4 protein-coding genes are annotated in these 26118 nt (G+C 57.2%); 1 reads left to right on the plus strand and 3 read right to left on the minus strand.

The features are described from left to right. Positions 1-65 precede the first annotated feature (65 nt). The 3 genes from PSR62_RS08945 to PSR62_RS08955 form a co-directional block, all read right to left on the minus strand. Positions 66-18479, minus strand: coding sequence for a tandem-95 repeat protein (locus PSR62_RS08945; protein ID WP_338020185.1), 18414 nt, complete (start codon positions 18477-18479; stop codon positions 66-68). Between the two features lie 545 nt (positions 18480-19024). Further along, complete coding sequence (locus PSR62_RS08950) at positions 19025-20374, minus strand: DEAD/DEAH box helicase (RefSeq protein WP_274407431.1); 1350 nt, start codon at positions 20372-20374, stop codon at positions 19025-19027. 114 nt (positions 20375-20488) lie between these two features. Next, entirely contained in the window at positions 20489-21625 is a 1137-nt protein-coding gene (locus tag PSR62_RS08955) for an ABC transporter substrate-binding protein (RefSeq protein WP_274407432.1), read from the minus strand. A 659-nt stretch (positions 21626-22284) separates the two neighbouring features. On the opposite strand from PSR62_RS08955, the gene PSR62_RS08960 reads away from it, so the two are divergent. Further along, a complete protein-coding gene (locus PSR62_RS08960) occupies positions 22285-26118 on the plus strand; it encodes a hypothetical protein (protein ID WP_274407433.1) in 3834 nt (1277 codons plus the stop codon).

A 26118-nucleotide genomic window follows, 5' to 3' on the forward strand; every position in this document is an offset into this window, starting at 1 on the left:
AACGGGAGAGAATAAGGGGGGGCTGTTTGAGGGGCCCCGTTTGGGCCCCCTCAGGTCAGCAAATTCTAGTTGTGATCAATTTCTTCGGAGAAAAGATCAATCAAAGCGGAGTCAATTGCCCCATCCAATCCGATGCCGGATTCGGATTGAGACGATTCTAAGTCGTCCGCCAGTGCATTGGCCAATAATTCGGTGCGGTGCGATTGGGCCGATTCAATGTCGAAACCAACCGAGAGCACGTTGTCCAACGATGTTTCTGCGGAAACCGTCAATTCACCGGCCGGGGTTCGGTCACTGGTGATGGCCGAGGAGACCGGCACCGCGTTGGCCGCTGTGGCATTGGTGGCCGACTGCGATGCCAACGCTTGCGTCGAGGCAAAACGACTCATTTCAGTCGAATCCAACGATCCGGAGACAATGGTCGTGTTGTCGCCAAGCAGCGACTCACCGGCTGGATTGTTGCCGTCGACCGAGCGAGCGTTGAGCTCGTTGATCACCTGCAGTGCATCCAACGCCGAGACACGGCCGTCACCGTTGACGTCGTAATAGTCCGGCGGTGAAGTCGGAATGCGGTCGATCGTCAAGTCCGCGTTGGGATCATTCGGATCACGAAGCTCATCGCGGTTGAGCAAGTTGATGACTCGCAACGCGTCGATGGCCGTGACAAATCCATCCGCGGTCACATCGAATCGATCCGATGGGTTTTGGTAAGCGGATTGGCCGAAGGTGATCGTGACCGTCACTGGCGGGCTCAATCGACCCGTGTTGTCCTGCACGCGGTAGGTGAAACTGTCGCCGGTTGGCAACGGGTTCAGCGAGCTGGACTCAGGATTGAACGTGTAGGTGAACGTGCCATCATCGTTGCCGCTGAGCGAAACCGTTCCGTAAGTCGGTTGCGTGACCGAACCCGATGCGATGCTCAAGGTCGAGCTGAAATCGGGATCGAAGTCATTTCGCAACAGCCCAAACGCAGGGTCGTTGACTTCCAAACGTCCACCCAGTGATACCGAGTAAGCGTCTTCCACACCGGTGGGTGCGTCTTCGGCCGACAACACCTGAAGTTCAAATTGGTGGGTCGCTTGGAACTGGGAATCACGAGCGGAAAGTTCAATCGTCACCTGGCCGAACTGGTTCGGTTTCGGCGTGATCCGCATCGAGTTGCCAAAGAACTCAATCGATTGGACCAACGGATGAGCCGCGATTTGGGCTGCCGTTGGGTTCACGATCGTTCCCAGGCGAGTGACGGTGTAGGTCAACGTGTCACCATCGGGATCAAAGAAGACTTGGGTCAGGTCTTCGACCGAGACGTTGTCTTCGATGATCTGCAACGGATTCAGGCTGCCCTGAACGATCGGTGCATCCGGTGAACCGGTGACCGTTACCAAGATCGTTTGATCCGTCGTCAAACCCGAAGGATCGCGAGCGGTGATCAAGACTGGGATGCTGTCGCCGTTTTGGAACGGGACGAAATCAATGGTCAGTTCGTTGCCGTCAATCGTTGGATTGATCACGGACGTGCCACCCGATGCGGTGACTTGGTAGGTCATCGCTTCGTTGTCTGGATCGCGGAACCAAGCATTCAAGTCAAAGGTGACTTCTTCACCCGGTTGTTTGCGTTCGTCGAAACGAAGGGTGGTTTCGCCCGGAATGCCATTGACGCCAATGAATTCAGGTTGGTTGTTGACGCTGCCAACATCGATTGTCACCGTCGCGGTTGAAACGCCACCTTCCGAGTCTTGGACTTGGTAGGTGAAGCGATCCGTGCCGCTGAACTGCGAACGTGGCGTGTAGACCAGTTGATTGCCGTCCAAGCGAATCGTGCCACCCGCTTCGGTGAAGCGGTTGTTGATGATTTGGCCATTGACCACGCGTTGGAACTGATTGGGAACAAGGAAGATCTGTTGACCGTCGTTTTGCTCGTCAATCGGACCCGCGGTGTCGTTGTTCAAGATTCCGTTGGGGCCATCCACATCAATGTTGAGTGGCGTGTCTTCGTCGGTGCTGTACGAGTCATCCACCAAGCGAGGATTGTCGTTGATCGCATTGATCACGATGCTGACACGACCCACCGTGGCGGCGGTTGCACTGACGATTGCGCCCTCGCCGGGAGCTTCGCGGTCCGCGACCCGATAGATGAACGTGTCGGGAGTTGCACCGTTGTAGTCTTGCGGTGGTGTGTAAAGAATCGTTCGGCCACTGTCGGTGATCGTCAGTGATCCGCCCTGCGTTGTTTGGAACGCGGTCGTGCCGGTGCCAGCGAACTGGAAGAACAATTCTTGCTCACGCGGTTCGGAACCCGGTCCCGCGATGAAGTAAGGGTCGATCAGATCGGTCGCGGAGAAGACGACAGGTCCGAGCGAGGTTTGATCTTGTTGACTGACCACGTTGTCTTCGAAGATCGTTTCGGTCGTCAACACATCACTTGGCTGAACGCCAGATTGCAAGGTCGGTGCATCGTTGACCGGAGTGACCGTGATGGTCGCGGTGATTGCACGCGAGCTGACGAGTTGTCCACCAGGGTTGCCGGGCGAGACATCCGTTGCACGCACCACGAAGGTCGCGTTTCCGGAGAAGTCTGCGTCGGCGTCGAAGGTGAAGGTGCCGTCGGCAGCGATGTTCACCACACCAGCGACACGTGTGGCGTCGTTGACGTCGTAAATCGTCTTGGAGCCGACATCGTCGGCGAAGATCGCAACGTCTTGTCCATCGGGATCGGTCACTGCACTGAGCAGGCCATTGTCGTTGGCAATGGTCGGCGTCAGCGTTCCGGTTGCGTCAATCGCTTGCAGTGTCGCACCCTCCGCAACGCTGTAGGTGCGGTTCGCTGCGACATCATCAATGGTTGGTGGCAGGCCTGGCAGCAAGGTCACCAAGTAATCTTCCACTTCGCCAGAAAGGGCCAAGCCACTGGGCGACAAACCGCCTTCGGTGGAGACTCGGAATCGAGCGTACGTCGAGCTCACTCCGCTGGTCGGTGCTGGCGATGTGTCAGGGAACTGAATCACAAATTGTCGCGTGATTTGACCGGGAGTGTCCGGGTTGCTTTCGAACTGGATGTCTTGCAACACGTACTCGCCGGCATCATCCCAGTCGCCATCCGCGTTGAAGTCAATCCAAGCCTGCAGCACGCTGCCAGGCGAAGCGGTGACCTCAATCGGCGTGATCACACCTGGGTTGATGATGCCACCCGGGTTGGTCGAACTGGAGAAGTTGACGCCGTCTTCATCGTTGCCGGTGAAGTTGACGACGAACACCCCGTTCTCTTCCGAGATCGAGCGTTCTGCTGGACGCAGGGGGCTTTGATCAATGGCTCGAACAATCGCGTTGGCGATGTCCTCTTCCTTGATCAACGAGTTATTGATGTTGCCGTTGTCGTCGAGGGCGTCGATCGAGATCGCGTAGTTGTCTTCTTCGAATCGACCATCGATGTCAAATTCCAACGTCGCTTGAACACCGCCCACGGTCAGTGTGATGGTTTCTCCATCAAACAGATCCAAGGAAGAGAAGTCCAAGGGGTTCACGGCGATGCGAACATCCCCGGCAACGATCGTGTTGGAGAACAACGTCGCGGGCAGGGGAGCACCGGTTGCTGTCAGCGGCGAGACGTCGATGGTGAGGTCATCACCGTCAGCCGTGCGAACCGCCAAGGCATCCGTTTCCGCATCCACGCGGCTTCCCAGGATGGGATTGTTGGCTCCGCCGATCACGTGGCGAGGTCCGTCTTGGGCCAAGGTCGTTGGGTAACGACCTGGAACACCTGCGACGGGATCGGGTGCATCGCCAAAGTCCAATGCGATACCCGGCATCAAAATCGTGAACTGAGTCGAGCGATCTTCGCGGTTCGGTGCCAGCGGGTTGCCAGCCAAATCCTTGATGGCGGGCAAGTAGTAGTTGCTAACGGGACCATCGATGATCGATGCGTTCTCAATGAACAAGCTGGACCCACCGCGATTCTCAGCCAGCAACGTGGTCGTTTCTGGTTGCCCGGGTTGGTTGACACCTTGCAAGGCTCGCAGAATGCTTCGTTTGACGTCTTCGGAGTTGTTGTCCGGCGAGATCGGAATCGCGATCGCTCCACCGGGAACACCCACCACGTTCAATGTGGTCGCTCCAGAGATGTCCACTTGCGTGCCTGGCAGATCGTTCAAGCGAACGGTGCCCGCTTCAACGTCGGCAACCGGCATCAATTCTTGACCCGTCGCAGGGTCCACTGCGAATCGCAGACCACCCCGGTTGTTGCTGATCGTCGCTGCCAAGCTTTGTGCGATCTCACCGATCGAACTGCTGGAATTGAACGTGACCGGGATGTTGCCTGCACGAACTCCGCCACCACCATCGCTGAGTTCAAACTCAAACGAGATGTCGACATCGCCCTGACGCAGACGCAACACTTCACCGTCGGCCACGATGCCGCGGTCGACCGAGATGCCTGGGGTGCCCGGAACGAGCAAGCCTGGCAAACCATTGTTGTCGACGCGATCGCGATCGATCCGACCCAGTGAAATCTGGTTGTTGGCATTGACCGTCGCGGTCATGTCAGCAGGCGAGTTGTTGATGACAATCGCCAAGTTCGCTGCGAGTGTCGCACCGTTTTGGTTGGAGTCGTAAGCGACAAAGATGGCACCCGGAACGGGCGTGACATTGTTCAGCCCGGTTGGCAACACAAATTGCAAGACCACATCGTTGCCGGCATCGTCTCGCAGAATCAGCACGCTGCCGTTGGTGATGCTGAATCCGCCCAAGGTGGGCATCGTCAGCAACAACGGGCCGAAGACCTGGACGGTGCTGCTTTCGGTCACACCAGGTTCGCCACGAACTTCCAGCGAACTTCCCGCGGTGACCGTGATGATCGCCGGTTGAGGAATGATGTCCTGACCGTTGACGTTGACCGTCTCGGACGATTCGACCTGCACCTGACCAGAAGCAACCACTCGCGAACCCGGAGCCAATCCGTTGATCAGATCAGCGGAGTTGTTCAGGGCATCACGAACAGCATCTGCCAGGTCGCTGGCCGTGTCGGTCAAACGGAATGGCATGCGGAAGTGACCCGGTTCGACACCGTCGAAGGTTTCCTGGCCGTTCTCATCTTGCGTGATCAAGTCGAATTCCAACGTGCGTCGGACTTCGAACTCGGATGTTTCACTGAACGACAGCCCGCCGTAATCCGATTGGAAGGAAGCCGTCACACCGGTTGGCAGATTCAAGAACACGTATTGGTCTTGAGCCACGGGATCCGCGTTCAATTCTGCGGTGCGGAGCAACCCAGCCAAGCGGCGGGAGAACTCTTCACGCGAAACGAGGACCAGTGTTTCGTTTCCAACGTCGTCGGTGACCGTTTCCGTGATGTCCAGGACGAAGCTGCCCGGGGTCGGGATCAGATCGGCCTCGGATGCATCGATTTGCACTCGGACGCGTTCACCCGCACTGGTTTGCAGAACGAAGACGTTGTTGTCCAGCGTGGCGCCGAAGTCAGCCACGGCGAGGCCAGCTGGGTAAGCCGTTCCCAATTCGATTGCAGGCGAAACGGTGGCGGGGCTTTCAGTGACACGAATGATGTCACCGTCGCTGACCGGACGACTGAGTCCAATGACGGACAATTGGCCGCCGTTGATGTTGACCAAACCAGAGGAAGGCAAGTTCAAATACACCGTGTCCTCGATCACTGTCGGAACCAATCCGAGTGCAGAGTTCGACAACGTGTCGGCGATGACCTGTGACAATTCCAAGACGGTCAAATCGTTTGGAGCAACCGTGATGACCACAGGGACGAAGGAGGGGTCGCTCAGCGTGCCATCTTCGGTGAATTCGAAGGTGCGAGTCACGTCGCCATTGCTGACGATGAACGTGTCGCCGACCACAACGCCACCAAATGCGGTGCCGGCACGCGGCACTTGCAACGCCAACGTTCGGGCGTCTTGTTCCATTCCGCCGGCGGAGGTGTCGACGGTGTAACCCGCGGGAGCACCGAGGATGACTCGTTCGCCTTCGACCACCACTTCGACTTCGAAGTTCGGGTTGGCGGCCAAGGCTGTGTTGATGGCCGTTTCGATGTCGCGAGCGATTCGTTCGCGAACCTCTTGACGTCCTTCCGGTGTGTCGACTTGAGAATCGGGGAGGATGATTGGAGTCGCGTCACCCAACACGGTTCCGTCGCGATCAAATTCGAACACCAGGGTGGCGTTTTCACCATCACCAATTCGGAACGAGTCGCCATCGCTCAGGCCACCGGCGTCGATGCCAACTTCAGGAACCACCAGGGTCAGCGTTTCAGGCAAGAACAGTTGATAGCCTGATTCGAATTCGAAGACGACGGTGCCGCCATCGGAATCCGTGATGCTGACCTGTTGTCCGTCACGCACTTCGCTTGGATCGGGAGCAACGATGACGCTGCGATCACGATTGTTGAGCGAGATGCTGTAGGCGTTGCCTTCACGCCAAATGCCAGCCGATGGAGTCAGCGTGATCAGGTTGCTGGTTTCATCGTAGTCAAAGGTGTAATCGAAGCCTTCGGTCAACAACCTTCCGTTTTCGAACACAGCGACATTGGCACCCTTGGGACGCAGCCCATTGATCGGTGCCACAACCACGGTGTCGTCATCGATGCCAATTCCGGAGAATGGGTTGGACGAGTCACCCGTGTCACGCAGTTGGATGGTGAACTTTTGCTGGTTGCCACCGGTCAGTTGCAAGAAGTTCTCAGCGGAGTCGCTGTCGCGACCTTCCGCATCGTTGTCGAGTGGGTCTTGCAATGTCGCAATCGGCCCGTTGAAGTCCGCCAGTTCGTTTGCACCGCGGTCGATGAACAAGCTTCCGCCGACACCGGATGGAGGAGCGGCCAAGTCATTGTCGGCTCGCAGCACACCATTTCCGTCCCGGGTTGGGGCCAGGATGTTGCTGGTTCCCAAACCAACGCTTTCTTTGACGCCACCGAATGCATCCCGCTCGGTCACCGAGCTGGCACCGCTGTCAATCGCGAGTGAGAACAAGGCGGGGATGAAGTTGTCACCATCCGCGTTGACAAACAACACATCGTTGTTGCCCAGCGTGATGTTGAAGTCATCGGTGCCGCCATTGACGTTGCTGGGGCCAGTGCGTCCATCCGTCGTCAGTCCCACGCCACCATTGTTCAGGCCATTGATGTTCTGGCGGAACAGCGTGGTCGCAGGTTGATCGTGTTGGAAAAGGTTGCTGGTGACAACTACTTCGGAGGGCTTGATATGTTCATCCGGGTCGGTCGGGTGACTGAAGCCCCGGAACTGGGTCTCTTCGACCACGACGCTTTGATTCAAGTTCGCTAGGACGTTGTTGATCAAAGTGGCACTGCTACCGCCGGTCAACATGACACCTGTTTCTGGCAACAGTTGGTCCAGTTCCACGCCCGCTTGTGGATCCATTCGCAATGGAGTGGTTCCACCCTCTGGCGGAATGATCTCGATCTTGGCTGCGTTTTGGATCAGCAGGTAGAGTTCTGTCGTTCCCAGTCCTGATGTTGTCGTGCCAGCAAATCCGAGGCTATCCACTTCGCTCGTGCGATCGTGGCCAAAGCCGTATTGGAAGTCGCTGCCGAATCCGAATGGGAAAGGAATCGAGAAGTCGAAGCGATCCAGTCCGGCGGCACTGCCAGCGAGACCGCCAAGCGCGGTTGCGTTGACACGTTGGATCGGTCCGGAGACGGAGCCGATGTCATTGTCATCCGGTCCATTCTCGAATTCATTGTTCGGCAGCGGTGGGCTGGTCAACGTGGGGTTGTCGGCAATGCCAGCCCCGTTGATTGCATTCTGCAAGGCCGAAAGGATTTCCGGTGTTCGGAAACCGTCACCTGTTTGCAATGGAACGTTGACAACCGTCTCGCCGTTGTCATTCGTCCGGATGCCGCCGACACCGTCGGTGAACAGGAACCGCATCGAGTTCGTGCTGTCGGGAGCGACGAATCCGTCCTGGCGGTCAGGGATTTGGGTGATCACGACCGAGGTGCCGATCAAATCATCGCCGGTCGATCCCAAGTTGCCTGAGTTTCGAGCCAAGTTTTGGTTGTCGATGCTCAAGACGAAATCGCGTGCCGCATAGGATTCGATCGCGATCGTGTAGTCGCCAACGATGTCCGCACTTTTGGTGCGACCAGACAATGCATTGGGGTCGTACTCGTCATTGGACTGCAGCGAAACGGCGACGTAGTACGTGCCCTTTTTCGTGGCTGTGAAATCCACGAAGGGATCGACGGCGCGAAGGTTGGGTTGGGTGTCGTCGGCCGGGTCGACGGGATCGTCTCCCAGGTCGAGATAGGTGTCTTCCTGTGTCGGATCCGTCGTCGTTTCCAAGTGAGTGGGAGCAGCAGCCGAATCATTCGAAGCCACCATCACGCCGTTGGCGTCGAACAACCGCAGGACCAAGTCAGGTCCTTCGGGGATGCCGAGGTCGAGGTCGGCCGCGAGGGTGTCAATGTCGATCGTCAAGCGATCGCCCACCAGCAATTCAACTTCGTAGAAGTCGACGTCTTGTTGAGCGGTCAGCAAGGCATCGCCGTTGCCGATCGTTCCGTTGGTGATGTACGCGCCATTGTGAGCTTGGCCGACTTTTGTGTCGCGGGCACCACTGATGGTGTCGTCGCCATCGACTCCGTTGACAATCGCCGCCTGCGAGAACTGTGACTCGGTGCCGTCTTGTCCATAAATCGTGTTGTTGACGATTCGTGAGAATGGCTGAGGTGATTCGGCCACCGCTGCTGGACTGGCAAAGAACGGGTTGCCGCCACCCTTCGCGAACGAAGTGTCGAAGTAGATTCCCGAAACGCCTTCGAGGAACACCGTTGCGGTTGGGAACGAGATGTCGCTGAGATAGCGATTTTCTTCGAGCTCATCGCCGAAAGCGATTGAAGGGCCAATCGTTGGATGAACCAACTGGACCATGTCATTGGTCATCAGGATGCTGCCCTGGATGGCCTGGTAGATGGCCATCATGGCTTCATGCCGCGTGTGAGCGTAGTCACGACGCGCTGTCTGAGGAATGTTTGGCGGGTTGTAGTTGGGCCCCGTGTGCCGAATGTAAATCGGCACGTGACCGTCGACGTAGCCGTCACCACCAATCACGCCGCTGCCGCCGGCCGGCACTACGCCACCACCGATGTCTTCAAATTCGAATGTGACCCGGGTGCCGGCCGCATCGATGGTCATGGTCAGACCGTCCGCAATGAAGTCGCCAAAGCCAATGTCGCCGAGGAAGTCACCGCTGAAGAACGAATCGATTTGCCAAGGTCGGGTTTCCCCGTCCACTTTGATTGCCGAGTAACCGGCACTATCAATCGTGTTGTTGACGATGCTGACTGAAGGTGCCAAACCGCCAATCACCGAATTGTTCAAGGTTGGCAGATTGCGAACCCCGCCCGGAGTGGTGTTGCCGATCGGTGGCTGTTGCAGGTACGGATTCTCTTCGCCTGCAAAGAAATCTTCGTTGTTGAAACCGAAGAAGTTTCCGAGATCCAATGCGAATTGTGATCGAGTCTTGATGTCTTGAGGGTCGACACCCCGATCGCCAGGTTCGCTCCAAATACCGATGGCATGCACATCGCTGATTTTGTTCGAGTCGATGAACACCTGGTCTTGTCGGCGTTGGACGTTTTGGTCACCGACGTATTCGGTGTAGATCGCGGGCAACCGGAAGGATGTTCCCGCTGGCACGATGGGGTCGGCAGCATCGGGCACGTCGTCCACGCTGTCGACCTTGTAGAAGTCACCCACCACGGCTGCCGACAGGGCAATGCGAACATCGTTGTTGCCACCAGCGGTGTTGCCGGATGAGTCCGTCGCCTGAATCGGAACCAAGGCTTGGACGGCAGGCAGGTTGAACGCCGTTCGCATCCGTTCGGCGATTTCGACTTGAGTGGTCACTCCACTGATGTTGATCGGGATATTGCCAGCGATCACGGAACCAGTGCTGTTGAACTCGAACGTCACGCTGCGGACATTGTCCGACACAGAGAACGTGTCGCCATCGTTCAATTGCGAGGGGTGAGGGGCAACAATCGTCATCGTTTGGGCGAGACGATCGTTGGTGTCGAACGTGGCCGTTGGAGTCTGAGTCGTTGCCGATGTCGTCGTGGTGTATTCCTGGCCAGGACGGATCTCAAGTTGGTACTCACCGAGGACCGTTTGCGATTGACCGACGAATCCGGTTCGTCCTGAAGCAGCACCCACCACCATCTCACCACGTTCAGCAAAGCCGATGATGAAGTTGTCCAGGTACAGTCCTTCGCCACCAAAGACGGGGCCGGTGCCCGCAGCAAGGTCGGTGTCGTATTCGAAGCGAATGATGACGTTGGTGTCGCCAGCAAACTGCCCCAGGTCCAAGCGGGCTTGGTACCAGTTTTCCAGGGTGTCCTGCTGCAACAAGGTTGCGTCGGTGCCTGCCGTCCCAGCGGCGTTGCCAGCCAAGATGGTCTCACCCTGTTGATCGCTGCGAGCGATCACTCGAACTTCGTCGTTGCCGATGTCGCTCAGCAAGTAATCGAAGTACAGGTACGGTTGGTCGGCATCACTGTAGCCCGAAAGGTCAAACGCAACACTGTCCAGGTCGCCGCGGATTTCCGAGCGATCGAAGTGCAGCGATTGGTTGTTGGGGTCCCCGCCGTCGACCACATGGTCTTCGACCGAAACATTCAGTTCATAGGTGCCTTGTTGGGGACGGTCGCCGACGTCCAGGGAGAACACCTGCGTGGCGGGGTCGTACGAGGTGGGTTCCGGCGAAACGGCAATGTAATACACGCCGGCTTGCAAGAACGTTTCAATGTAAGGGTCGTCGGTGAAGATGCTCAGTGCATCGCCGATGCTACCTTCCGCACCCGCATTGGTGGACGAGAACGAGTTCGTCGCAATCACGACACCAAACGCATCGAGCAACTGCAGTTTCAGGTCGACGCTGTCGCTTTGGAAGTCTTCGATGTCTGGATCGATGTCAATGCCACCGAAGCCAGGGTTGGTGTTGTACGCAAACGGAATGACACCGTTGTCAACGTCCAGGATGACGCGTGAACCATCCACTGGCACGACGAATTGATAGACGTCGACCACTTCATTGATGGTCGTTCCCAACACCTTGGTGTGAGGAAGTTGCTGCGAAGTGTTGGTGCCGAACGAGTTCCCGATATTGGGGTCATCGTTCAAGCTCCAGCCAAGGTTGGCTTCCAGGTCGTCAGCCGAAAACAAGGAATTGTTCGATTCCGACTCAACCTGGATGCTGTCGGGGAACAAATTCACGTTCCGCGAACCGTTGAAGGTTTGCTTGGAATTGTGACCGACATCGGTTGCTCGATCGAGCGTCGTCGACCAACCAAACGGCAACACACTGGTGTCGATGAAGAACGGTTCAATCGGCGCGTCAGCGGTGGTTTGAATGTTGTTCGCGATTTGGTCGTCAACGATCCGCAGAATCGAATCAATGGGTTCCAGTCGTACCAACGGGTCAGACAGCACGTCGGGGGTGGTGCCTTCGCCGGTGACAGCCACGTAGTACGTGCCTGATCCGCCGGGCAATGCTAGCGGGCCGATGTAAGCGTCACCGGTGTCGATACTTCCGCGTTGCAACAGATCGATCGGCGAATCGCCATCGATGGACTGATCTTCCAAGATGTTGCTGTCGTTGCCAATTGCAACCAGTCGTGGTTGCGCGTCCCCGGATTCGCCATCGGGATCATAGAAGATCGACAGCATGGTGTCGGGACGGTTGAAACCATCGGCGTAGTCAATGTCAAAGATCAAGGTGTCACGGCTCACCGCACCCTGTGATCCAAGCACATCGATTTGATAGTGATCGATGTCGGCCACGGTGTCCAAGGAACCACCGACGCTGATCACGCCGTTGCGGCTCGCCAACGTGTTGCCCAAGTATTGGGCTCGTTGGCCAGGTGAACTCAAGTCCGAGACAGCGACGTCATTGCTCGATGTGTTCCCGAATTGTTCGTTTTCTTGTGCTTCACCCAAGAGGGGTGAGTTGGCCATCGCACCACGCACGTGGATGCCGTTGTTGGCGTAGCGAATGTCCGCGAAGCGAACCATGCTGCCACTGAATTCTTGCTCTTCACGCAAGCGAACTTGGAAGCGATAGCCACCTCGCGTCAAGCCACCTGCGGTGTCGTCCGGATTGACCGCTGCACTGCGGACTCGAACGAAGTAATTCGACTCAATGCCGATTGGTCCTGGCAACGTGATTCGTAAACCGGCATCGCGAGGATTGACCGTGTCGTAATCCATGAAGCCGTCGAAGTTGCTGTTGGCTTGCAGCGAACCTGCCAAACCTTCGGCACTGGGGTCCAGGATCGCGACTTCTGCATCGCCATTGACTTCATCGAATGAATTGTCGCTGCGGGCGATGACGTTTCCGTCTGGATCAAGAATTTCGAGGACAGTGTCCAGAGTGAACGAGGTGTGGTCCAGGTCGACCCAGATCTGTGTGCCCGCTTCACCGGTGAAGGCATAGGTGTCGATGTCGTTGGATTGTTCCAGGAAACCTTCGACTTCAAATCCCAGACGGTTGGCGTCGTCGCTGAACAGTTCGTTTGGCGCCAGGATGCCCAATGTTTGAGCGGTGACCACCGAATCGTTCAAGCCAACACCAATTTCCGACTTCAGTTCTCGTTCGAGAATGAATTCGATGTTGGTGAAGTTGGAGTTTTCATCCAGCAGGACGCTGCGCCAATCGTTGGTGTCGGGCCGGCTTGCGAAGGAGTCACCATTGGTGTCCAAGAACGCGGTGCCGTTTGGCATCAAGCCCGCACCAACCGTGTCGTCCGCCAAACTGGTCAGGATCACAGGGGAGCCTGGCATCCCGATGATTTGAACGGTGCCGCCGATGCGACCATCGATGTCTCCCACGGTTCCCGTTGCGGTCAAGCCTGTGCCGCTGGTGGGACTGAAGGCGGTTCCGCCTCCGGACAATTTGACGACCAAGCTTTCTTCCGCCCGACTGAACAATCGCAGTCCGCCGGTCGAGTGCAAGTTGCCGACTTCGATGCTGTCAAACAGCATGTGCACGATGTCGGTGTCATCCCAGATGCTCTCGGTTGTCAGTTCGCCACCACGGATTTCCAAACCACTGAGTTGCCGTTGGGCAGCGGCGGCATTGGCGATCACTTCGTAGCGGTTCAGTCGAATCAGCGGGCCATAGTTGTCGTCCAGTTCCGAGAAGGTCTCCACTGAACCGGTTTGACGACCCAGGTCAATGATTCGCTCGGCGGTCATCGAATTGCTGTCGATGTCGATGATGCTGCCGCGGTTGTCGACGAAGTCGTTGCCAACGATGATCGGTTGGCTGCCGCGAACATGGATGGTCGAAGGCGTGACACCAGGGAGGCCGAATCGACCAACGTCACCCGCACCATCTTGACCGTCTTCGTTGAATTCAAATCGGGAGTTCACAACCCGTGCCGAGGCTTGTTGCAATTGCAATGGCACGAAGCCACGGCTTTCGCCACCAGGAATCAAGCTCACGCCACCGGCGTAGGCGATGGTGGCGGAATCGAGACTGACGTGCGAATTCGGACCGGCATAGATGCCCGACCAGTCGCCGCGGTCCGGGGCAAAGACGGTGCCAGTTGCGGCATCGTTGCTGGTGTCAAATGTCCCACCGGCTCCAAATCGATCGTCGAGCAAACTGGTGAAAATCACAGGTCGCTGGGCCGTGCCTTCGGCCAGCAACTGAGTGCCGTGACCAAGTTCGATGCGTGCCCCATTCAGCTTGATGATCATGCCTGGGTCGATCGTCAGCGAAGCGTCCAAGCGGCCCCGAACGCCGTTCAAGGCTGGATCAAGCAGCGTGCTGTTGGCCGCAGTCTGTTCGCCATTGTCAACGAACGTTTGACGCGTCGAGTCCAATTGAGCGACGAAGACGTAATCGTTGGTGCCGGGAATGCTGCGGTACAAGCGACGCGCGACGAAGTTGCTGACGCCGCCAATGGCCGGCAAGTTGCGTAGCTCGATCGACGAGCCGCTGAGGGTCGAAGGCACACTGAAGTCGCCGCTGGCGTCGCTCGGAGCGGATTCGAATCCAAAGACGTCGACAAACGTCATTTTGTAATTGAACGTGCCTTGTTCCAGGTTCCCGCCCATGTTCACGTTGCCAGCGGAGCTGGTCAGGTCAGGACGAATGCCGTCTTCAATGCTGCCGCCAGGAGTGCCGACGACCGAAAGGTTTTCCGCCAAGTAGTGAACCACATCGATGTCGTCGAAACGACCTGTGACCGTCAACTCTCGAGGGGGTTGATTGGCAGTGGTTTGAACGCGAATGAACAACCCATTGATACTGTTGTCGATCAATTGGTTCGAATAGATCTCTGGACCCACACGGTCGTAATCCGCGATGAAACGCCCAGCCACTTGAAACTGAGGGCCTTGGAACGTGGTTTCGTCGAAGGTGTCCGGCGAAGCGCTGATTGCGGCATCCGCACTGCGGGTGATGTCGTTGAAAGAGATGGTGGGACGACGCCCAATCATCGTGATTGGGTTGACCAACTGTTGAATCGAATCAATCAGCAAGTTACTGCCACCACCGAAACGAATTTCAGCGTGGTTGACTCGGTCGATGAAGATGCCCTCATCTTCCAGTGAACTTCGGCCTTGAACGGAGTCAAAGTCGCTGCGGAAGACAATCCCACCCCAGTCGCCAGGACCGGCTGCCGGCGCGATTCCAGACGCCACCGAATCGACGCCACGGTCTCGCATGCTGGTCAAGATCACGCTGCCGTTTTCATAGGCGGCGGTCGCGTCCGAGGGGTCCGTCAGCAAAGTGGTGATCGGATCAAAGGCTGGGTCGTTGACGTCATTGCCGGTTGACAGTTCGACCAGACGTGGCGTGCCCAGGACTTGTAGCAACGAGCCGCTGCGGTCGATTTGCAGACTGCTGCTGCCGACGCCGATACGAGCACTACGGAATTTCAATGCGGCCCCCGCGTCGATGACCGTGGTCACGCCGCGCGGGATTTCCATGTTGCGGCCGTCTTCGAGCACTCGGCCACCGGTTTCAGTGATGCCGAATTGATAGCTGAAGTTGTCCGCTTCGGTTTCCAGGTCCCCATCGACACCGCCGTTTCCGACGATGCGAACTTGGTCCCCGAAACGAGCCACGGAGAACGCGCTGAGAACTTGGTCGCTGGCAATGTTGTTGATCGGCGAGTCGATGCTGCCGTCGGCTTGGGCGGCGCCCATTTTGTCAACGAAGATCGTGCGGCCGTGGATCGTCATGCCACGGAAATCAGTCGAAGTGTTCACGGACCGCTCGCCCGACAACTGCACCAGTTCACCCGAGCCGATCAATTCAGCCGAGACGCCCGTGATACCAGTCAGGAGGTTGATGCTGGTCGCCAATTCATTGGCCAGACCGGCAGCGGGAGATCCCGCACCGACGGTCGCGTTGTACTGAACGGTGACGCTGCCGGGAACAGTTGCGTTTTGTCCGATTGGCACGAACTCGTAGATGCGGCGAACGCCGGTCCCGCTGATGACTTCAATCGTTTGGTTGGGCGTGATCGAGTTGCCGGTCAGTTCGAATTCCAGGATTCGTTCTTCGGGGCGAGTTTGGAACCAAAACTGATACAAACCGCCGGGGCTCCCATCGCCATCGCCGTCCAGCGGCGTGCCGGGAACGCCGATGCGATCACCAGCATTGTTGCCTTCGAGGTCCATGTCACGAAGCACGTTGACTTCATCGACATTGGGGTCGAATTTGACAAGCAGTTCGTATTCGCCTTGCGTGCGACCACCGAAGCCACTGTCAGGAATCAGCGGGTTGTATTCATCGTTGCCGCTGGCGGCGACCCCGATGTAATACGTTCCAGCGCCCAGCGATGCTGTCAGGAAGGAATCTTCGCTGAAGTAATCGTCGTTGCGGCTGAGTTGTTCCAGGCCACCGCCACGGAGGCTGATCGGTGAGAAGTCCAGGACTTCATTGGGGCGTGAAATGTCCGTTGTTGCGACGCCTTCGACCAAGCGAGCTTGGACCAAGGAGGATGCAAACGGGTCGTTGTTGATGGCGTCGATCAACGCGGAGACGGGGACCGCCCCGACACTGCTGCGTCGCGGAACGTCCAGCAGAATCACATTGTCGAGCAGTTGGCCGTTGTCACCGGTTTGTCGCAGCACACGCACGGCACTGTCATTGGCCGCCCGGTCGCTTTGCACAAACTCGATCCGAGTTTGGTTGCCTTCTGCACCAGCTGCGACGGCAACGAATTCAACTTGCAATGATGGACCAAGGTCGAAGTCCGAGGTCGCAGACGCGGCGACTTCTTCGAACAGCGTCAGGGTCGTGTCGAGCAAGCTGGACTGAGCCAGTCGCTCGGCGAAGGTCTCGACGGTCAACGTTCCGAGACGATCGCTGTCGTTCAGGTTGACCTCGAACCGGTACATGTCGATGTCGACACTGTCGGGGCGATACAGGTACTGACCGTGCAACACGTCCGCGTTGCCTGGAAAGACCGGTTCCAAGTTGTTGAGGGCAGCTTCCGTTGTCGGGTTGATTGTGTCATTCAAGAAGGCAAACGAACCGCTGAGCAAGGTCTCAGGAGGCAGTTCAGGGGCAAATTCCAAACCGAGCAGCAAGCCCACACCGGCAGCAGCCTTGCGAGTGAAGTCTTCGCCATAAGCGGTGCCGAAGGTGATTTGGTTGCTGAACACGATCGCCGGATCGACGAACGTTTCATCCACGCGAACGTTGGCGTTGATCACATTGAAGTTGACCGAATTCCCCAAACGAGCGTTGTCGCCAACGGCAAACGTGATGCCATCGGAAACCGTTTCGCGGAACTGCACACCAATCTTGGCGGACCATAGGTCGAGCACCTCACGAACACGTTCCCGTTGGCGTTCGGTGATCTGATTGCTGAAGGTTGTGCCACCCGTCGAAGCGACGATGGACTCGAAGTTGTAGGCAATCTCTGTGATGCCATCGACGGAATCGGCACCAAACAAGGGGTTGATGTGGCCTTGGAATGCCGTGTCGATGTTGCGGTGACCAGGGTCGTCATTCCCACCGGGAAGATCCAAGTCAAACGGCATCGATGAAATTGATTCGTGAATCAAGACGCTCGACAGTTCGCCGGTGGATCCGAGTTCACCGAGGTTGTAAGCCGTGGTCAGAGTGCCGCCCAAACCGACCAAGTTGAAGTCGCTTTTGTTGGTCAAGCTCAACGGCAAGGCGAGCGAACCGAAGCTGTTGGGATCGACTTCAATCAAGCCGGCGACGGAAGGCGTGCTCGCCACCGCGACCCGCAAATCGTTGACGGTGGGCGTGGATCCACCAAAGTCGACCACGACACGACCGTTGGCGTCCAGGCTGACGGCCAAGCCACCTGCTGCCGAGTTGACGAAGGTGACCGCTCGCTCGGGTTGGTCTTCACCAAGCAACAACGAACGAACCAAGAACTCGCTGCCATTGCTGTCCAATCCGATGCTGGTGAACGGACGGGGAATGACTTCGGCAGGCTGCAGTTGCAGTTCCGCCGAGCTGCTGATGGCGTTTCCGATTCGCAGACGGAACGTGCCGCCACCGACTGGAACGGCAAAGCTTGCTTTGAATGCGTCGAGGTTGGCTTGAGCTTCGGCCACCGACGGTGTGCCCGCGACCAAGGCGGCCTCCAGCTGTGCCAGTTGCGATGAGTCCTGTGCGGTGAGGACCGCCTGTTCGAACTTCAGATCGTTGATGTCATCGGTGTCGAAGAACAGACGAGCGGTGAAGGTCTCGGTGTCGTAAACCACTTTCGTGGGTTGGTAAACCACATCGTCGGTGGTGCGGACCGTGTCTTGGGTCAGCAACAACTGATAGAAGCGTGGGTTTTCTGCGGACCGTGTGGTCGGGTTTCCGTTGGCGTCGTTTTCGACGAACAAGGGATCTTCGTTGAAGTAGACGACGATCTCATTGCGGTTCTGCGTCAAGCTGCCATCCGCGTTGCGAACGACTGGTTGAGGCACGACCGATTCGATCAACGCACCGAGGTCCAGATCGAAGTCGATGGTCTGGACGCGTTCGCCGGCTTCGTTGGGAACGAACAGTTCGCCATTCAGGTTGCGAATCCCGACAATGTCTTCGTCGGGGTTGTCGTAACCAAACACCTTGATTTGGTAGTCATCGTCCGGAAGGTTTTCGGCAAAGCGAACGATGATTTCGTTTTCGTTGGGATCCCCCAAGGTGATCGAACCGGGTTCGACCACGATCTTCTCATTGAAGTCACCGTCACCGCCGGCGCGAGTGATTTCGATGCCGCCCAGCGTTGCCGGGTCGATCTGTTGAGTTTCGTCGAAACGGAATGTCAACACACGCGGGGCCGTTTGACGGACCGCGCCATCGTCGATCAGGTCGCCCTCGTTGGGTTGGATCCCAATGAGTTGCGGCCCGGCCAGCAACTGGCGAGCTTCGAGCGTTTCGACCAAATGACGTCGACGCTGTTGGCGACTTTCGCCGCCACGCTTGGACGTTTTGGACCGACGACGAGCTGGCACCGCTGGCGCACGATCGTGGGAGGAGGCATTTTCCGTGGACGGAGACACTGTGTTTCGCTGACGCGAGGTCATAGACCGAACCTTCTAGGCAGACCAGAGATTGGGTCTTGGTTGGCTTCCGAAACAGCCAATTTCCAACCCAATCCGCCGAACTTGATGTGAATCTCGGAGCTCCAATTGGCCGCGGAATTGCGGACAATCAAAGATCAGTCGTGGATGACAAGGGCGATCTCACGGCGTTGCTTGGAATCGCTCAGACAGCAATGTCCGGCAATTCAGGCGCAGCTCGCGCGATCAGTCCGCCGAGTATAGTTGGGGTAAATAACGTCGCAAATTTTTGCGCCATCGCTACTTACCGCAGCGTTCACTCGTCGGACAAATGTGCCAATTGCACCGGTTCTGATGACGAAATCGACCCGAGCGGTTCACCCACAAGAGGGGGCGGGAACGTTGGGTTAGAGGTCTCGCTGCTCACAGCCGTCACAATCGACACATTCTTGCGTCAGGTTGGACGTTGGACTTGCGAAAAAGTTCCCTGGGAAGAATCAGCGCCGGCGAGGGCGCTTTCGTGTCATAGGATTGAGGGTGCGCCGCAATTCTTTCTCTGGTTCGGGCGCAGCTGCCGCAACTGCGGCTGCTTTCTCAGCAGGCGATTCAAAGCCATCCATTTGATCTCGAATCAGCAATTTGTTGATCCGTTGCTCAATGCTGGTCAGAATGTCACCTTCGCCTGGCACGACGAAGGTGTACGCAACGCCATCTCGGCCCATGCGACCGGTTCGGCCAACGCGGTGGACATAGTCGTCGCAATCCTGCGGGACATCGAAATTGACGATGTGTGAGATTGTGCTGATGTCAATTCCGCGGCCAACGACATCCGTCGCCACCAAAAACTTCAGATTTCCATCGCGAAGCTTTTGAAGCACCCGATCGCGTTCCCGTTGTTGCAAATCGCCGTGAATTGCTCCGCAAGCGCCACCGTATTCCTGCGAAAGCTTCCGGTGCAGTCGGTCGGTCCCCCGCTTGGTGCGGCAGAAGATGATCGCCTGTTCAGGTTTTTCGCGTTTCAGCAACGACTCCAGCAACCTGACTTTGTCGTCTTGAGCGATGGTGAAGTATCGCTGTTCAATTGTGTCGACCGACATTTCGTCGCGGCAGCAATCGATCACGATTGGTTCTTGCATGTAGCTTTCGGCCAGTCGTCGAACGACCGGTGGCAGAGTGGCCGAAAGCAGCAAGGTCTGCCGATTTCGGGGGCACTTTCGCATGATCCGCTCAATTTGAGGCCGGAAGCCGATGTCCAGCATCCGGTCGGCTTCATCCAGGACCACACACCAGACTTTGTCGGTGCGGAGGGTGCCTCGTTGAAGGTGGTCATGCACTCGGCCGGGAGTCCCGACGACGAGCTGCGTGCCGTTTTCCAGCTGCCGAAGCTGGCGGTTCATGTTTTTTCCGCCGGAGAGCACGGCTATTTCGGTCGGAACCCCGCGGGCCAGCCTTTCGGCCTCGGCGGCGACTTGATCGGCCAATTCGCGAGTCGGGACGATCACAATTGCTTGCGGGTCGCGACAATCTTCCAGCGAATCGAGCTGCTCAAGGATTGGAATGCTGAAGGCCGCGGTTTTACCGGTGCCTGTGCGAGCCTGGCCAATCACGTCTCTGCCATTGAGGGCATGCGGGATCAAGGCGGCTTGGATGGGCGATGGCGCTGTGAATCCAGCTGCTTTCACCGATTCACGCATGATCGGAGACAAATCCAGCTCATCAAAGGAGTCCATTTCCGGCGGTGTTTCCACCGGTCCAACGGATTCCAGCAGAGCGATCGTGTCGATCGGTTCTTCGAAGCGGGCGGGGCGTGCTCCGCGTCCTGCACGCGGTTGGTGTTGATTTCTCATTCTGTTCATTCCGGGAAGTCTATCCGCTGCCTGTCGTTTGCAACACTGATCAGATGCGGCAGGAACGCAATTTTATTGGGTTGCGACCCGCACGCGGTCATCCGTCGCTCAGTCTCACTCGCTCGCGACGGCCGGGCGGAGCAGTCGAGAGATGGTTTCGTCGTCTTGATTCTCTGCCGTGGCAACAAAAACACCAGTGTCGAGGAACGGTTCGGTCGTCTCGCCACGGAGGTGAGCTGCCATCGTTTTGACCGCTTGATAACCCATTGCGACGGGATCTTGCAGCACAATGGCGTGCGTTTCACCAGCTGACAGTGATTCTCGCAGTGAGTCACTGCTGTCAAAAGTGACCAATTTGACTTTGCCTGCCAGTTGGCGTTCGCGAAGTGCTCGCAATGCGCCCTCGGCTGTCGGCTCGCAAACGGTGCAAATTCCATCCACCGTGTCACCGAAACGATTCAGCAACGCTTGGGCTTTGTCGATGGCTGATTCCGTCGTCGTGCCGGCGTACTGGTCACTGCTGATCACGCGAATCTTCTCATGTTTTGCGATTGCAGCCAAGAATCCCTCTTCGCGTTGGTGTGTGCTTTCGCTGCCTTGCTGGTATCTCAGCAAGATCACATCGCCGCCGTCGGTCCCCAACGCGTTGACCATCGCCTGGGCCGCCAATTTGCCGCCTTCGAAATTGTCGGTGGCCACATACGAAACGTAGTCGCCCGGGTCGGTGTTCAGTCCGCTGTCGAAGATCACCACGGGAACACCCGCTCGGCTGGCCTCCTTCACCGGTCGAACCAACGCATCAGCATCCAGCGGAGCGAGCAAAATGCCATCGACCCGAGCGTTCAGGAATCCTTGGACGACATTGATCTGCTCATCACGATCGTTTTCTTTCGAGGGGCCCCGAAATGTGATCTTTGCACCGATTTCGTCACCCGCTTGTTCCGCTCCCAGTTTGACCGATTGCCAGAAAATATGGGTCGTGCCTTTGGGGATGACTGCGAAGTGAAGCGGCTTGTCGGCGGAGTCCGCTTGATCGCCAGTCGGAGGCTGGCAGCCGACGCAAACCAACAACACGATGATTGTCGCGAACCCAGTCAAACAACGAAACTGCTTTGCTAGCAATTGACCATGCGATGCTCTTGGGGAGACAGCGTTGGTGAGGGACGGGCTGAACAGCATCGCGACCGTGGAAGGTTGGCTGGTCGAAGCCTGAGACGTTGTTTGGGTTTGACGACGTGGAATGAACGGCATGGAAGGAGGGGGCTTTGGCGGGGATGAAAAGAATGTTGAGAAAGTTTTCACGCTGATTCTAAACGATTTCGGGGACCAAAATGGACAGGAGTGAAATGAGCTTCCAGAACCTGAAAGACTTTTTGCGAACTCGGCTTGACCCACGAAAGCGGCCCCCGCTAAGTTGCCCCCATCGTCGCAAACGGACCTCCAACCCGGTCCGATTGCGACGTGCGAAGTTTCGAAATCGCATCTCGCACGGGTCGTCTTTTGATTTCTATTGAAAGGCTGACTGCGAGATTTTCAAGATGTTTTTGATGGTCACGGATCGACCTGGAAACCCTTGTTAGGATTTTGAGATGACGGACGTTCGGTTGGTGATCACAAGGATGTGCTCACTCGATCGGACAAACCGACCACCGGCTCCCGGAACAGAAGCGCGTTGTCCTCCGCCCCCCTAGGACCTCGTACTTTCCGGGAGCTTTTTTTATGCGCCGACAGAACCTGTGGGCAAATGGGATTCTCGTGTCGGACGTCTTGTCTTCCGTCTTCGAAGACGTCCGACCAGCGTTTCAAAAACGTCTCTTGGGGTCATGCGCCGAAAACGAGTATGCTCCGCCATGCCGCACCACGATGGATGAGGTTGCGAGCTCTACTTTTCACGGATTGGATCGACGGCGATGCGACGCAAAGCGGCCCGGGATTACGACCTCGATGCCAAATTAGGCGTCATGGAACGTTCGCAAGAAGTTCGCACTCGCAGTCGTCGACAAGGCCGACTGCAGCGCAAGCGAACGCTCGTTCTGGTCTTGCTTGCCTTTGTCATTCTTGGTGTCGGGGCTCTTCCGAGCCTCGTCAGTCATTCGCCGATGGGGCGTTCCTTTTTGGTGCGAACGCTGGAATCGTATGACCTCGATGCCAGTGCGGACTCGCTACAAATTGGTTGGCTGACCCCACTGCAAATTCAAGGGCTGCACGTCGTGGGGCGATTCGGGAAATCCGAAATCATCGTTGATGAATTGCAGACCTCGATTTCATTGAGCGATCTTTGGTCGGGTGAGCCTCAGGCGGGGCAATTCGGTGAAGTTCTTGTTCGAGGCGTGCAGATTTCATGCACGGTGAAGAATGGAACGACGTCGCTCGAAGACGATTTGGCGACGCTTCTTGCTCCCTCCAACGAACCGTCTGCCTTTGTTCCGCAAGGGATTGTCAAATTGCAAGACGTGGCGGTTCTGGCCACTGATGCGGAGACCAACCAAACGTGGACGCTGAGTCAGTCCCATGCCGAAGCGATTCTCGACGCTGCTTGGCTAGATGTCACCTTTGATGGTGTCTTGAGCCAGCCTGGAGGTGGCGATGGATCCGTGGCCGGTCGCGTCAAGGTGGCGATGGATGCTTCCGCTGGATCCACTGCAACGGAGCAGTTGTCGGTCGAGATCGATGCTGATTCGCTGCCGTTGTCGGTGCTGGCGTTGGCCCAGCGTCGTTTCCCCGGCAGTGAACTGCCGACGGCGATCACCGGTGATTTGTCAGGGCAAACACAATTGACGCTGACAGGAACCGGCGAGCCCAATGTTTCTCTGCGTCAATTGAATGTTCGTAATTTGGTTGCGAGCGATTCCAAGACGGGACGAAAGCTGTGGGACAACGAGTTGGCCACCTTCGACGGTGACTTGCAGATTCGCGGAGGACGGGTCAGCGCCCGACAGATCAACGCGAAGACCGATTTCGCCAGTGTGCAAATGAATGGATCGTTCCCGGATTCCGTTTCCCTGGCTGGCAACACGACGAATCCGCTGGCTTGGCTGAATCAAGTGGATGCGACCGTCACGGTGCAGGTCGACTTGCCGCGTTTGCGTCGGGCACTTCCTGAGTTGCTGCCTCTGCGAAACGGGGTCACGTTGGTCGATGGAATCGTCGAAGCACGGATCGAACCCATCGCGGGCGGAGGTGCATCCGCGATTGGCGGTGGAAATGCACGTCGCCGTCGGTTGATGATTCGCAGCGGGATCATCCAAGCTCAATCCCAAGGGGGTGAGATTCGTGTGGCACCCATTGACGTGCTCGCCGTCGTTGCCAGCGACACCCAACGACTCTTCGCCGAACAATTTGAACTCGACAGCCCCTTTGCGGTTGTCAATGGCCAAGGTGATCTGCGCAGCGGTTCTGCCAATGTGGACATCAATTTTGGCAAGCTTGCCCGCATCCTTCGTCCTTTGATCGATCTGGATGACCGCCGTTTGGAAGGAAACGTTCAAGGTGGACTGCAGTGGAACGCACAAAACGACGGGACATGGCGACTGCGTGGTGACGGACGGATGACCGGGTTGGCGATCGAGTTGACGCCTGGTCAGAGTTTTCAACCTTCTTCGTTGCAGTCGCAATTGGACATCACCGGCCGTTGGCAATCGAGCGGCGGTGGGCAGTTGGCGGAGTTGATCAGTGGGAAACTGAATGTCCTGGGCAACGGGTTGGAAGCCGATGTTGAGTTGGTTCAGTCCATTTCAGCTCTGGATGCCGACCGGTTGATTCCTTTGCGAATGAGTGGCCAGGGGCAACTCAACGCGATCGCACAGACATTGGCCCCGTGGATGCCCGCCGGCTACGAATCACTGCAGGGCGGTTTTCGCTTCAATGCCCGTGGGGGACTGAGTCAGTCCGGCGCGGCCTTGTTGGAATCCATGGATGCCCAGATCACTCAGCTCGAAGTCCCCATGTCAGATCAAATTTGGGAACAACAGCTGGTCAAGCTGCACTTCGATGGCAAAGCCAGTTACCCGCAGCAGGACGTCATCATTCGCTCGTTGACGGTTGCCGGTGATGCGGCCTCTGCAGCGATCCAAGGCGAATGGATCGGCGGCATGACCGACATCGAAATCGCGTGGCAAGCGGAATTGGAAAGGTTGCAGACCAGCATGCGAGAACGGCTCGCCAATCGTTCGCAAGACCCACGGTTGTCGCAGTCCAATTCCCAAACACGATCGGTTCAGCAAGTCGCCTATCGAAACACAGCGTCCAGTGACGCAGCCGCCAACAACGCCGCGTCCAGCGAATGGTTGCTGCGAGGGAAAATGGAAGGCAGCGTCGTGGCGACCGGCGACCCCGCGGTTTTGTTCTTGGACTCGCACCTGACCGGGCAACAGTTTGAATTGGTCGAAACGGTTCCACCGACGTCGGTCAATTTCAAAACCACCAAACGAGTCGTCTGGTCGGAACCCAACCTTCGTGTCGATGGCCGCGCCGAATGGAATCTGAACGAATCGTCCTTGCAGGCCAAGGCGATGCAGATCGCCGGCGACTGGTTCGCGACCACGCTGTCGGGCACCGTCGACTGGAAAGGCGAGCAGCAATCGGTGCGTCTCGAAGGCCCCGCGAATTTCAAAATGGATGAGGTGGCCCGCCGGATCACTGAGTTGACTGGAACACCCATCATCGCCGAGGGAGTTCACCCCACGCCTTTGAAATTGCAGTACGTGCAAGGTCCCCAAGATCAGTTCTCGTTCAAGATCGATGGAAGCTTGGGTTGGGAGAGCGTCGATGCGGCGGGCATGTGGTTTGGACCTGCTGAAGTGCCGTTCCAAATGACGGAATCGGTTGTCTCGATTGCTCCCAGTACGATCCCGGTGTTGGGAGCCAGTCGGTACGTGACTCAGCGATACGGCCCTCAGGTCGCGCCGCTGGATTACGACCCCAATGACCCGGCAACCTATCAAACGGGCAGCAACGCGGCGGCTGCCAATGGCAAGCTCTTGTTGGCTGGCGACGTGCACTACCGGCCCGCAATTTGGATTGAGCTCAAGCCGGGCCCAATCGCGAAAAACGTTCAGCTGACGCCAGAGATCACCGGTCAGTGGTTGAAATACATTGCCCCGATCGCGGCCGATGCAGCGCGCGTGGATGGCACTTTCAGTGCCACGCTTGAACAAGGCACGGTTTCAATCGACAACCCCAATCAATCGACCATTCGCGGGCGATTGGAAGTGGATCAAGTCCGGATGAATGCCGGCCCCTTGGCCGATCAGGTCATCGCAGGGGCTCGCCAACTGCAATCACTCGCTGCGATGGGATCCAGTTCCAATCCGCCTCGCAGCAATCGAACGTTGATCACCATGCCAGCGCAAACGATCGAATTCAATGTGGCCGGCGGAGTCGTCGACCACCGTGCTCTGTTATTGGAAATCGATCGGGCCAAGGTCACCACCAGTGGGCGAGTGACGATGGACGGCCAGTTGGATTTGATGGCTCAAATTCCGCTGGATGCTTCGTGGATCGGAAGCGACCTGAGTGTGCTCTCGGGGCAGACGATCACGATTCCAGTCAACGGGACCTTGGATCGCCCCCGGTTGGATTCCTCGGGGATTCAGCGGATCGTAGCGGACATGGGAACACGTGCTGCTCAAGAAGCCGGGGCCAACTTCTTGCAAGAACAACTTGGCCGTGGCCAACAGCAGCTCGAAGACAGCCTGAACAAAGGTTTCGAAAAGCTTCGAATCGATAAACTGTTCGGGCGCTAG

The sequence above is a fragment of the Rhodopirellula sp. P2 genome (assembly GCF_028768465.1).
Classification (GTDB): domain Bacteria; phylum Planctomycetota; class Planctomycetia; order Pirellulales; family Pirellulaceae; genus Rhodopirellula.